Below are 12,976 nucleotides of genomic sequence, written 5' to 3'. Positions count from 1 at the left end.
GAAAACTTTCAGTTGACACTATTGCTTCCACCTCTTATAATTACATTAAGTTAAGATATCTCAAATTAAAGATATATAAATTCAAGATTAATAATTAGGAGGAATTATCATGACCAATACAAAATGGACAGTCGACCCGACTCACAGTGCTATTGAATTTTCCGTAAAACATATGATGATCGCTAAAGTAAAAGGAAGTTTTAATAAGTTCGAAGCAAACATTCTTGCAAACCCATTGGATCTAACAACTGCAGAGATCGATTTTACCGTTGATGTGGCCAGTATTGACACACGCAATGCAGACCGGGATAATCACTTGCGTTCCGCTGACTTCTTTGATGTAGAAAAAAACCCTACATTAACATTCAAATCAACAAAAATTGTGAAAACGGATGAAGATGAATACGATGTAACTGGAAATGTGACTCTTAATGGAATCACACAAGAAGAAACTTTCAGCATCACCTTCGAAGGCCAAGGAAAAGATCCATGGGGAAATGAAAAAGCAGGCTTTAGCGGAAAAGGTAAAGTCAAACGCAGTGATTATGGTTTAACCTATAACGCAGCTTTAGAAACAGGCGGCGTACTGATCGGCGATCAAATCACGCTTACCATCGAAATCGAAGTTGCAAAAGAAGCTTAATTAATAAAGAAGCAGCCATCCTAGGGATGGCTGCTTCTTTATTAATTTACCGGTGTTACGAATTCCTCGTTTTATAAAGTAAATAAATGAAGTATGGTGCCCCGATGCTCGCTGTGAAGACACCAGCCGGTATTTCCAAAGGTGAGAATAGGGTCCGTCCAATCAAATCCGCCACCATAACCAGGATGCCGCCAAGCAAAGCTGAAGTGGGCAGTAACACTCCAAAACTAGAACCAACAAGCCTTCTGGCCATGTGTGGGGCCATTAATCCAACAAAGCCTATTCCTCCAGCAAAAGCTGTGGAACCGCCAATCAAGGCGGTACTGATCATCAATAATGTAAACCGTTGTTTTTGGACATGTCCCCCAAGACCCGTTGCAAGGTCATCGCCAAGCTCCTGTAAATTAATATTTCTGGCATACAGGAAGGCGATTAATAGGAATAGAATCGTCCATGGTGCCAGAACAGCGATATTATTCCAGGTGGAGTTAGACACTGACCCCGTGATCCAAAGGTTGGCCTGGCTCGCTTGATAGACTGGACCAAGAATCATCATCATCGTTGTGAGTGCCTTCATTAAGGCCATCACCCCAATTCCGATCAACACAAGCCTGATCGGGGGAACTCCATTTTTCCAGGCTAATGAATAAACAAGTAATGCCACGACTGTCGCCCCAATGAACGCAGCTAACGGCAGCCAATTGATGCTCACCGTTAATGAATGATTCTTATCACTAAAAATGGCCAAGAATCCAACGACCGCCACTGTCGCTCCTCCCGTTATCCCCAAGATATCAGGCGAAGCAAGTGGATTCCGAATCATCCCTTGAAGGATTCCGCCAGCAACAGCAAGGCCCATCCCCACCAACAGGGCAACAATTATTCTAGGCAGCCGGAAAGATTGGATGATAAGCCGATCGCTCTCCGTTCCCCCTCCGAAAAGGACCTGGAGGACACTTAGCGGATTTATATTCATTTCACCCACGCCAGTACTGATCACAAACACTAGTGAAGTGACTACAAATAATATGAAAATCACGATCATAGCTTTTTTATCCATCAAGAATGATATTTTTTCATTAAACAAACGAAAGCTCTTATATGACTTCATCGACCGCTGAACCCCTTTCTAGCTATATAAATAAAGAATGGGGTCCCTATTATGGCTGTCATGACTCCGACCGGAACTTCTCGAGGCATCAGGATATACCTGGATATGACATCGGCCGCAATCAAAAGCACCGCCCCGAAAAGTCCAGAGAAGGGAATCAGCCAGCGATGATCGATGCCTACTATAAAACGGGTAAGATGTGGAACGACGATTCCTATAAAGCCAATCGGACCCGCAACCGCCACTGATCCGCCAGCGAGAAGGATGATTGCCAGCCCCAGAACCAGCTTAAGGAAAACTATATTCAATCCAAGACCTTTTGCAACATCCTCACCCATGGACAACACATTCATTTTACCGGACATGATCAAGGCAAGGCCCCAGCCTACGACAAGATAAGGCAGGACAGCAACTAAATTGTCCAGACTTCTACCGGAGACGGATCCAGCAAGCCAGAATAGGACTTGCTCTAAAAGAGCCTCATTAGAAACAAGAAGACCTTGTGTAAGTGAAGCTACCATGGCCGTCATGGCTGCACCAGCCAATGTCAGCTTCATAGGTGTCAAGCCGCCTCGTCCCATGCTTCCAATCATATATATGCTTATCGCGGCTATGGCCGCCCCTATGAATGACAGCCATGTGAATACTTGAAGATTACTTATTCCAAAAACGGTGACACCGGTTACAACCGCCAATCCCGCCCCGGCGTTGACCCCGAATATATCTGGAGACGCGAGGGGGTTTTTAGTTAGCGTTTGCATTAACACCCCGGAAATGGCCAAACTTGCACCGATTGCCGAAGCTATCAGGGCCCGCGGAAGTCTGACTGATTGAATGACAATGTGTTCGTTCGTCCCATTGAAATCGGTAAAAGCATCGATGGCCATTTTCCACGTTGTATCTGTATAACCGTATACAATGCTTGAGCACAGTAAAAATAGCAGCAAAAGAATGGTAATGAACAGCCCCATCCATTTCTGCCATGAATTTTTTAATAACATATCCAGTTACCTTTCCAATCACGTTTGTATAGTAATATTTTACTGGTCTAAACAGGATTATGTCAACGAATTTGAGAATCATTTTCAATTATATATTGACAGAAAAGTATATTCATTTTATGATGGTGCTGTTAAGTGCGAATGATTATCATTTGCTGACAAATTGGGAGGGATACATAGATGTTTAGATTTAAGTCTTTATTAACGATTTTTACAATATTTGCAGTCTTCCTTCTAGCAGCTTGCGGGAATTCGGATGAAAAGGCCGATGGAAATAAAGCTGAAGACAAGAAAGAGGAGAAAAGCTACACAATTGAGCATGCCATGGGCACTGCCGAGTTGAAAGAAACGCCTAAAAGAGTGGTCGTTTTAACAAATGAAGGCACTGAAGCATTGATCGCTTTAGGGATTAAACCTGTTGGTGCCGTTCAATCATGGCTTGGTGACCCTTGGTACGACCATATTAAAGATGATATGGATGGGGTCGAAGTTGTTGGTGTTGAACATGAAGTTAACTTAGAGAAAATCGCATCACTGAAGCCTGACTTGATTATCGGAAGCAAGATACGCCAAGAAGCTGTTTATGATAAATTAAATGCAATCGCCCCTACCGTTTTCTCGGAAACGTTAAGAGGAGATTGGAAAGAAAACTTTAAACTATATGCAAAAGCCTTGAACCTTGAAGAAAAAGGGAACGATGTAATTGCAGAATTCGATAAAAACACTGAAGATCTTAAAGCTAAATTGGGTGATAAAGTAAATCAAGAAGTTTCCATTGTTCGTTTCATGGCTGGAACTACTCGTATTTATTACACAGATTCATTCTCTGGAGTGATTTTCGATCAATTAGGATTTAAACGTGCAGAACAACAGAAGGAACTCTTCACTGCAGATAATAAATTAGGCAACCTTGCCATTGAGGTTGGAAAAGAAGTCATCCCTAAAATGGATGGAGATATTCTCTTCTACTTCACTTACGCTCCTGAAGGCGACAAACAAGCCCTAAGCACAGCAAAAGAATGGACGAATGATCCACTTTGGAAAAACCTTGATGCAGTCAAAAACGGAAATGCCCATGAGGTTAGCGACGCAACATGGAATACAGCTGGCGGAGTAATTGCAGCTAATAAAATGCTTGAAGATATAGAAAAGATCATGCTTGAAAAGTAATAACACGTTTCCATTGAAAAAGGCCTTTCTCGATATAATTCGAGAAAGGCCTTTTATTTTATACTAATGTGTCATTATCCCACTTGTCCGCTTTCCTTCAATTGATCGTCAACGAATAAGAGGCCCAATTCGTAATGCTCCCCGTCAAATAAAGCTCTTTGCACAAAACGAATCTGTTCATTATTATCGATGACCTCAAGCTTGCAATGTGCCCGGTTTATTTGGAGCGCCCTATATAACTCTTCTTCTTCCCTGACGACGACACCATTTATTTTCGAAATGACCTCGCCTTTTAGCAACCCCATTTTATCTGCCGGAGATTGAGGGATAACGCCTAAGATCTGGACACCCAACTTACTTTTCGAAAAATAAAAAGGAAGCTTTCGATCCATTGCCTTTTGGGAATAATGCAGAAATTCACGACCGAGGATTGCTAAAACAGCCGTCATGATTGCCAATGGGGGATACCAGTAACCAACTGCCGCCAAAAGCGTAATCATAATTCCCAATGCCCCAACCTTTTTGCCTTGCGCCCTAATGGCCAGTTCAGGGAGCGTCCCATGCACTTTTTGCCTAAAGCCGATTAATATGGGCAGTACGATCGGCGACAGGGATACATCCCCGATTGAAAAAACTGGATACCATTCGAAAGGAATTGGAAGTTGTCCTCCAGGAACCATGACGAACATGGGAATTAGCCAGATTCGCTGTGATACATACACACCTATCGGCTGCCCCCTCTTGGATACCTCCAACTGGGGAGAGACCTTTTTACTTCCGTTGCCAACAATCAAGAACCCTTCAGCAATCAATAATAACCCTATTAAAATGACAAGTGTCGGATATACGGACCGATCCAGCTGATTAAAGGCATCCTGAAAGAACGTAAGCTTGATATCTCTATCATATAAAAAGAAAAGGATAAAGAAGGTGAGTCCCACTGTATAAACGGGGGAAACAAACCTCCTTTTCATGGATAGCATGGACAAAATCGTTACCACTGCCATGATGAGCAGCGCCGCCATAGGAATGGCGAGTCCAGTAGCCAGCGTAAGGAAGGAAAGGATCAATCCCCATATCAATCCTTGAGGTAACATGGAACGCAGCTCCATGGAAAAACTGTAAATCTTGGTATTAAAATCATGGCGTTCCCGTTTAACGCGAAGATAGCCGATGAATAAACAATAGGCAATCGAAACATAAAGCAAAGGATGAAGGAAGATTTTTCCTAATCCCATTAAGCATGCTATCAGCCAATCCGTTGTCAATTTCTTTCCACCATCCTCAAATGTAATCAAAATTTTGTCAATTTCGTTCTGGTCAGTTACCTCCTATTCTATCAAAAATGTAGCCTCCATGCCTATTAAGATGCAGAAAAAGTAGCTTTATCTAAAGTTTCCCCTAATCTGCCTCCATGTTCGCAGGCGAACTCAAACAAATGCAAAAGAGGCACCGCTCCAAGGGGAACGGTGCCATCAAGTTACTTCACTAAATAATTCAAAGCCGTGCGTAACTGAATATCATTATCTTCATCCTGGATCTTATCCAGAATGGCGGATTCCAAATGTGCTGCGGTTTTAGCGTCCAGCTTACCAGTCACTTCCAGGCCAAATTGTTTTTGGAATGCTTTTACTGCGATTTCTGTACTCCAATCATAATATCCATCCTCACGGCCCGGTTCAAATCCAAGTCCTTTCAGAATGCTTTGGGCATACTGGATTTGTTCATCATTCATATCCCGCTGCAACACCTTCTCAATGGCCAGCTGATGTGCATCAAAATACTCCGGTTGTTTCACTTTGATTGTCGGCTCGATCCCTTTTTTATGGATCCAGTTTCCTGAAGGCGTCAGCCACTTATATAATGTAAGTTTAATCTTACTGCCATCACCCATTGGTACAGCCTGCTGTACTGTGCCTTTCCCGAAGGTCTTCTCGCCAACCAATGGATAGCCTCCCGCCTCTTGCATCGCGCCTGCCAGGATTTCCGAGGCTGAGGCGCTCCCTTTATCCGTCAAGACGGCAATGGGATAACTTTTCGCTTTCTTAAGGCTTGTAAAAAACGATTGCGTTTCGCCCGTTCTTTCTGCAATTTGCAAATAAGGCTTGTCTTTTGTGATAAACTCGCCAAGAATCGTTTCCACACTAGAAAGAAGGCCACCTGGGTTACCGCGTACATCTATGACCAAGCCCTTGATTCCCTTCTTTTCGAGCTCTTTCATCTGCTTTTTGAAATCAGATGCAGTATTTTCCGAGAAAGTGGTCAACTCGATATAACCGATTTGTTCTCCGGCAACTTCCTTAATTGATGAAAATACGGTATCCAATGGAATTTCGGCACGCACCATTTTGAATTCAAGTGGATTGTCCACCCCTGCCCGCTTTATTTCCATTTTGACGGGAGATCCTTTTTTGCCGCGGATTTTCAGGCGCGTTTCATACAGATCCAAACCTTCTACACTTTCGCCATTCACCTTAAGGATTTGATCTTTCGGCTTTAATCCAGCTTTTTCTGCAGGCGAGTCTTTGTAAGGAGAAACAATGATGACCTTACCATCTTCCATTCCGATTTCAGTCCCGATCCCTTCAAAAGAGGAGTCCAGTGTTTCATTGAATTGCTTGGCGGTCTCCTTGTCCATATATACGGAATAAGGATCTTTCAGCGCTGACAGCATGCCTTGGATGGCGCCCTCCACCAAGTTGGAACCGTCCACCTGTTCTACATACTGACTTACGATCAAACCATAAGCTTGTTCCACTTTTGCCCATTCCTTATCCTTCGGTATTGCTTGGCTTTCATCTTTTGCTTCATTCTTGGCCGGAAGGCTTGTCCAATATATGCCCCCCATTGCTCCAATGGCTAGTGACATGATAATTACTAGAGGAAGTACCCATTTTTTGACCATATTTATCCCCATTTCTGACCTGATATGTATTTCACTATATGAGGCGATTGAAAGAAATATGCTTATAGAATATGGTGACACTACACAAAAAAACAGACCAGGAATTGATCCTGATCTGTTTTTCCGTTCATATATTGGGTATTAATTAGGTATATAGTTTAATGGATTAACAGCATTTGACTTGCTATAATTCCATGCGCCTTTATGTAGCTCAAAGTGTAAATGCTGACCGAAGGAATGTCCTGTGTTACCCATGATTCCAACCTGTTGACCTTTGGCAACTACAGCACCTTCGCCTACTTGTCTAGAACTTAAGTGTGCATAAACAGTAGTCCATTGCTGACCGCCGATTGAATGGGTAACGAAGACGACGTTACCGTATGTACTTGAGAAGTAAGAACGGCTTACGACTCCGTCGGCTGCAGCTACAACTGGAACCGTTCCGCTAGCAGCGATATCGATGCCGGCATGCTGTTTATTCCAACGTTCACCCATTGTTGAAGATACATATCCTGCACTTGGTCTAGTGAAAGTACCAGATGATACAGCTGGCGCTGAACTTACATTAGACGAAGGTTGTGAAGTTGATGGCGCTGATGAACTGTTGCTTTTTGCACTATATCCTGAAGAAGTGGATTGTTTTTTTGATTCCGATGCTTGTGATGCTGCTTGTGCAGCCGCTTGTGCCGCTTCTTGCTCTGCACGTTTTTTCGCTTCAGCTGCCGCTTTTTTACGAGCTGCTTCCAATTCGGCAAGACGTTGATGCTCTAAGCTGATGGCAGATTTGATGGCTTTTTCTTGAGCAGCAAGATTCGCTTTTTCTTCCTCTAGACCCATCTTCTCATGTTCATGCTTTTCAGTTTGTTGCTTTAATTTCTTAACTAAAGCATCCTTTTCTTGCTTCTGCTGTTTTTGTTGCTTTTGAATTTCCAATAGTTCAGCTTTTGCCACTTCTAAACTGGCAAGCTTCGTTTCAACAGCTTTTTGCTTTTCTTCCAGATCCTTTTTATCCAGCTCATGCTCCTTTAAAATATCGCGGTCAGCTTCAGCGATTGTCGCTACAGCTCCGACACGGTCAACTAAATCCCCAAAACTGGATGATCCGAATAATACTTCCAGGTAGTTCACGTCCCCGCCAGTCTCCTGGAAAGAAAGTGCCCTTTCCTTCAATACTTCATTACGTTTGGCGATCCGCTCTTTTAATACTTTAATCTCTTCTTTCAATGCTTCGATTTCTTTTTTCGTTTGTGTAATTTCAGCATTTTTAGCATCGATTTTTTTTGCGGACTCTGCGATTTTCGCTTCAATGGCAGCGATTTGGTCTTCTGCTGTCATTTGCTTATCCTGCAGGCTATCGATTTTCTTTTCAGTTTCGGAAATATTCGATTCAACACCTGAACGTTTTTCCTGTATGGATTCTTTCTGTTTTTCTAAATCCGAAATAGACTCAGCATAAACCGAAGGTGCCGCTAGAATGCTTCCCAACCCGATCATGATGGAGGCATTCATGGCAATGATATTTTTTTTCACGTTTCATTTCCCCTTTCAACCCGTTACATCCTTGCCTTGTAACGTCTCTCTATTTATGTCTGGCTACTTTTGGCTTTCGAGTAAAGATACACTTTTATACTTTCAAGAACTTCCTGACGGACATCAAGCTGCCCCATATTCCGATAACCGCACCAATTACGATGAGGATGGCCGAAACTTGATAAATAAACGGATTTGCAGGCAAGAAATCGATGAATTTGAACGTAATCTGCGGTGCTGCGTATTTATAAAGATTATAGTAGAGTACTGCAATCAGACCTATCGGAATGATGGAACCGAGGACTCCCAACCAAAGCCCTTCCAAGAAGAATGGCCAACGGATGAATGTATTTGTCGCTCCTACCAATCTCATGATCTCAATTTCTTTTCTTCTGGCTACAATGGTAATTTTAATCGTATTCGAAATCAGGAACATTGCAGTAAATAATAATCCTACAATAAGAACGATCCCTATGTTTCTAGCAATATTAACAAAGCTGAATAGTTTCTCGACGTAGCCTTGTCCATATTTAACACTTTGGATATATTCCATACCTTCGATTTTTTTTGCCACCTTGATGACATCTTGCGGAGATTTCGTTTTGATAACATAAACGTCCCTTAATGGGTTATCCTGTTCAAATGGTTTAAAAGCCTCACCATTATCTCCTAAATCATCTATTAAATTAGTAAGCTCTTCATCCTTTGGAGAGAAAATCACTGATTCGATGCCGTTTATCTCCGTAATTTGCTTACCTATAGCTTTTATATCGTCATCATTCGCCGCATTATCAATATGTGCACGAACTTCGACATCTTTCTCCACATTTCCCGCGATATGATTTAAATTCATCATGAGCACTAAAAAGACGCCAACCAAAGTTAGAGTGACCGTTACTGCACTGACTGAAGCAAACGTCATCCATCCATTACGGCCAATATTTTTAAAACTTTCACGGAAGTGACGGAGCAATGTTCTAAATTTCATATCCGTAATCACCTCGATGTTCATCGCGAACTATTTTTCCACTTTCAATGGCAATGACACGTCGTTTAATATTGTTGACGATGTCCCTATTATGGGTGGCCATGACAAGTGTAGTTCCGCGTTTATTAATTTCTTCGAATATGTTCATGATTTCCCATGATGTTTCGGGATCAAGATTACCTGTAGGCTCGTCTGCTATGACTACCTTGGGATCATTGACGATCGAACGGGCTATTGCAACCCTTTGCTGTTCCCCACCAGATAACTCGGAAGGAAGCATTCTCGCTTTATGTTTAATGCCAACCAGATCAAGGACTTCCATGACTCTCTTTTTGATTTCTTCCGGTTCCTTTTCAATAACTTCCATGGCAAAAGCAACATTTTCATATGCAGTGAATGTTTGAAGGAGTTTAAAATCTTGGAATACCATACCGATATTACGGCGAAATAGAGGAACTTTCGAATTGCGGATACTTGGCAGGCTTATGCCATTGACCAAGATATTACCGCTTGTAGGCTTTTCTTCCCTATACATCATTTTGATGAAGGTCGATTTTCCGGCACCGCTCGGACCCACTACATAAACGAACTCGCCTGGCTTTATTTTCACATTGATTCCATTAATGGCAATTACGCCATTTGGATATGTCTTTTTCACATCTATCATTTCTATCATTCTAAAACCACCTAATTTGCTTGGATTATCACTATGTACCTACAGCTTTTTCGACAATTTTCACTGAAATCTGACAGGAATCTCTCTTACTTGAGCACAGAAACATTATAACATCATATTTTGTCAAATTAAGCATAAAAAATATTACAGTTTCATTTCAGTTAGACATATATCAACATCTATGTAATAATTCCAGGATTTGATTGCTTGAAAAGGGGGTTAAATGTGAGTTGTCACGAGGTTTAAAGGAGGCTAAATGAAACGTCCTGCTAAGCAGGACGTTTCATTAATCATTATTTATGTTCAGCAAGCCATTCAGCGACCATGCTCGCTTCCTTGCCCTGGATTATACCTTTTGGCATTCCGCCTTGACCATTCGCAATGACTTTTTCGATGTCTGCTTTTGATAGCTTGGAACCGACCTTCGTTAAATTCGGTCCCACGCCGCCTTCAAGATTCACTGCATGGCAACTTGAACATTTGTTTTCATAAATTTTTGCGGCATCACCGGCATCTGCCGTAGTCGTTTCATTATTTTCACTTGCAGGCTCTTTATCTGCAGCATCATCGTTCCCACCGCATGCAGCCAAGGCCAAAGAAGTACCCAAAATTAAGGCTAACCACTTCATTTTCATCGAATTTACCCCCTCTGATTTATACCAGCACAAGAACATTATACCAATTTCAATCCAGTTTAAAACCCTCCCCAAGTACCTCCGATGCGTCCATTACAATTACAAACGCTTTAGGGTCAACGAGTTTCACCAATTGTTTCAATTTGGTGAATTCAGACTGGTCTATTACGCACATCAAAATTGGACGAGTAACATCTGTATATCCGCCATACCCGGATATGCCTGTTACACCCCGGTCCAGCTCATGTATGATAGCATCCCTTACTTCCATTTCTTTATTCGTGATGATTAATGACATCTTCGAACGGTTCAATCCAACCTGGACGAGGTCTATCGTCTTGCTTGTCACATACAATCCAATCAATGCATAAAGCCCTTTTTCAATATCAAAAACGATGGCAGCACTTAAAACGATGATTCCATCAATGACTGCCACACAGGTTCCTAATGACAGATGGGTATACTTATGGAAAATCTGTGCCGCCAAATCGGTCCCGCCTGTGGAACCCTTCCCTCGAAAGACGATCCCCAGCCCAAGTCCGACCATCATCCCTCCGCAAATCGAACCAAGCAATGCATCATTCGTCCATGCATCCCAATCCTTTGTCAGAAATACCACTAAAGGCAGAAACAAGGTTCCAATCAAGCTTTTGGCTCCGAAATGTCTTCCAAGGATAATAAGCCCCGCAATGAACAAAGGGATATTAAAACCCCAAAGAACGTAGGCTGGCTCCCAACCGAGAGTTGAATCGAGAATCGTGCTAATTCCACTGACCCCGCCAGATGCGACCTGGTTAGGCAGTAAGAATACATTAAAACCAATGGCAATTATGGATGAACCGACAATCACCAATCCATACTCCGTTAACTTTTGAATTAAAGGGTGCTTCTGCTCCCGGTATCTTTTCTTCATTTTGCATAAGTCTCCTCGAACCATCATTATTATCTAGTATTGGCCGAACGAGGTAGAGCATCCCTTTTCAATCCTGTAAATGTCAGCCAGAAGATTCGTTAAAAAGGAAAAAACAAAAAAGTCGGACCGTGGAAACCGGTCCGACTGGCTGATCTTATAATTTTGAACGCAAGTACGCATCAATGAACATATCGATATCGCCATCCATGACAGCCCCCAAGTTTCCGGTCTCCGCACTGGTACGATGATCTTTAACCATGGAATACGGGTGGAAAACATAAGAACGAATTTGGCTTCCCCAGCCAATTTCCTTTTGCTCACCACGGATTTCATCCAATTCCGCTTGTTGCTGCTCAATTTCACGTTGATACAATTTGGCTTTCAGCATATTCATGGCCTGGGCCTTGTTTTTGATTTGAGATCTCTCGTTTTGGCACGTTACCACGGTGTTCGTAGGTATATGGGTGATCCGGACTGCCGAGTCAGTTGTATTGATATGCTGACCACCTGCACCACTTGCCCGGTACGTATCTATTTTCAAATCTTCCGTGCGTACTTCTATATTGATCGTCTCATCGAATTCCGGCATGACTTCACATGAAACGAATGAAGTATGGCGTCGTCCTGAGGAATCGAAAGGAGAAATACGGACAAGACGGTGTACCCCTTTTTCCGCTTTCAAATAACCATAGGCGTTATGGCCTTTGAAAATTAAAGTGACACTCTTGATCCCAGCTTCATCACCTGGAAGGTAATCAAGGGTTTCCACTTTAAAGCCTCTTTTTTCACCCCATCTTGTATACATGCGCAGCAGCATGGAACCCCAATCCTGGGACTCCGTTCCGCCTGCACCAGGATGCAGTTCAAGAATGGCATTTTTCGAGTCATATTCTTCACTTAGTAAAAGTTGAAGTTCAAAGTCGTTCATCTTTTGTGCAAGAACCGTAATCTCTTCTTCCAGCTCCGCTAAAAGTTCTTGATCGTTCTCCTCTTTCACTAATTCATATGTCAAATCCAGATTTTCATATGATTCATTCAGGTCGGATAATTGATTGACTTGTTCTTTTAAACCATTCGTTTCATTGATGACAGTTTGTGCCTTTTGCTGATCATTCCAAAAATCGGGATGTGTCATCTCATTTTCTAGCTGTGCGATTCGTGCCTCTTTTTCATCTAAGTCAAAGAGACCCCCTAAAGTCCGTTAATCGTTGCGCTGTCCGTTCAAGTTCATTTCTAATTTCTGCTAATTCCATTTCTCTTCACCTCATTAAGTATGTTAAAAAAAATCCCTGAAGAGGGATTCCCTTCATTACAAATAAAACCTCTCCAAACTATATGCAAATGTATACCTTTATGCAAACAAAACATGAAAAGAGGCGGCAAGCCTTACACTTAACCGTCCCA

The 12,976-nt window shown here is 42.3% G+C and carries 12 protein-coding genes; 2 read left to right on the top strand and 10 right to left on the bottom strand.

Annotated elements, in window-relative coordinates:
- Positions 1 to 109: 109 nt before the first annotated feature.
- Complete coding sequence (locus ACQKMF_RS12860) at positions 110 to 643, top strand: YceI family protein (RefSeq protein WP_101223742.1); 534 nt, start codon at positions 110 to 112, stop codon at positions 641 to 643.
- 55 nt (positions 644 to 698) lie between these two features.
- Here ACQKMF_RS12860 and ACQKMF_RS12855 read toward each other — a convergent pair whose 3' ends face one another.
- Together ACQKMF_RS12855 and ACQKMF_RS12850 are read right to left on the bottom strand one after the other, a co-directional pair.
- Positions 699 to 1,754 carry a FecCD family ABC transporter permease gene (locus ACQKMF_RS12855; protein ID WP_101223743.1) on the bottom strand — a complete coding sequence of 352 codons (1,056 nt, stop codon included), beginning with the start codon at positions 1,752 to 1,754 and terminating at the stop codon, positions 699 to 701.
- Positions 1,751 to 2,755 (bottom strand): FecCD family ABC transporter permease, encoded by a 1,005-nt coding sequence (locus tag ACQKMF_RS12850; RefSeq protein ID WP_402943507.1) that lies wholly within the window; start codon positions 2,753 to 2,755, stop codon positions 1,751 to 1,753. The genes ACQKMF_RS12855 and ACQKMF_RS12850 overlap by 4 nt, the downstream gene beginning before the upstream one ends.
- Before the next feature lie 180 nt (positions 2,756 to 2,935).
- On the opposite strand from ACQKMF_RS12850, the gene ACQKMF_RS12845 reads away from it, so the two are divergent.
- A complete protein-coding gene (locus tag ACQKMF_RS12845) occupies positions 2,936 to 3,925 on the top strand; it encodes an ABC transporter substrate-binding protein (RefSeq protein WP_063595771.1) in 990 nt (329 codons plus the stop codon).
- 74 nt (positions 3,926 to 3,999) lie between these two features.
- On the opposite strand, the gene ACQKMF_RS12840 is transcribed toward ACQKMF_RS12845, so the two are convergent.
- The 8 genes from ACQKMF_RS12840 to prfB all read right to left on the bottom strand — a co-directional run bounded on the left by ACQKMF_RS12840 (position 4,000) and on the right by prfB (position 12,825).
- On the bottom strand, positions 4,000 to 5,193 hold the full coding sequence (locus ACQKMF_RS12840; RefSeq protein ID WP_402943501.1) for a PDZ domain-containing protein: 1,194 nt from the start codon (positions 5,191 to 5,193) through the stop codon (positions 4,000 to 4,002).
- A gap of 212 nt (positions 5,194 to 5,405) precedes the next feature.
- Positions 5,406 to 6,830 carry a S41 family peptidase gene (locus tag ACQKMF_RS12835; RefSeq protein WP_402943499.1) on the bottom strand — a complete coding sequence of 475 codons (1,425 nt, stop codon included), beginning with the start codon at positions 6,828 to 6,830 and terminating at the stop codon, positions 5,406 to 5,408.
- A gap of 141 nt (positions 6,831 to 6,971) precedes the next feature.
- The gene (locus tag ACQKMF_RS12830; protein ID WP_402943496.1) at positions 6,972 to 8,360 is read right to left on the bottom strand and encodes a murein hydrolase activator EnvC family protein; all 1,389 of its coding nucleotides are present in this window, start codon (positions 8,358 to 8,360) and stop codon (positions 6,972 to 6,974) included.
- A 94-nt stretch (positions 8,361 to 8,454) separates the two neighbouring features.
- Positions 8,455 to 9,348: a permease-like cell division protein FtsX gene (ftsX, locus tag ACQKMF_RS12825; protein ID WP_034309901.1), complete on the bottom strand. Its 894-nt coding sequence runs from the start codon at positions 9,346 to 9,348 to the stop codon at positions 8,455 to 8,457.
- Positions 9,338 to 10,024 carry a cell division ATP-binding protein FtsE gene (gene ftsE / locus ACQKMF_RS12820; RefSeq protein ID WP_089361962.1) on the bottom strand — a complete coding sequence of 229 codons (687 nt, stop codon included), beginning with the start codon at positions 10,022 to 10,024 and terminating at the stop codon, positions 9,338 to 9,340. Before ftsE ends, ftsX begins: the two co-directional genes overlap by 11 nt.
- A 293-nt stretch (positions 10,025 to 10,317) precedes the next feature.
- Complete coding sequence (cccB, locus tag ACQKMF_RS12815) at positions 10,318 to 10,659, bottom strand: cytochrome c551 (protein WP_230176155.1); 342 nt, start codon at positions 10,657 to 10,659, stop codon at positions 10,318 to 10,320.
- A gap of 49 nt (positions 10,660 to 10,708) precedes the next feature.
- Positions 10,709 to 11,572 (bottom strand): YitT family protein, encoded by an 864-nt coding sequence (locus ACQKMF_RS12810; RefSeq protein WP_402943491.1) that lies wholly within the window; start codon positions 11,570 to 11,572, stop codon positions 10,709 to 10,711.
- Between the two features lie 154 nt (positions 11,573 to 11,726).
- A protein-coding gene (gene prfB, locus ACQKMF_RS12805; protein WP_402943489.1) for a peptide chain release factor 2 occupies positions 11,727 to 12,825 on the bottom strand; the annotation gives its coding sequence in 2 pieces (ribosomal slippage) (positions 11,727 to 12,761 and positions 12,763 to 12,825; 1,098 coding nt in all).
- Between the last annotated feature and the right edge of the window lie 151 nt (positions 12,826 to 12,976).

It is taken from the genome of Peribacillus sp. NPDC101480 (assembly GCF_050277335.1).
Lineage (GTDB): Bacteria > Bacillota > Bacilli > Bacillales > DSM-1321 > Peribacillus.
This window is presented reverse-complemented; position numbering and strand designations above follow the sequence as displayed.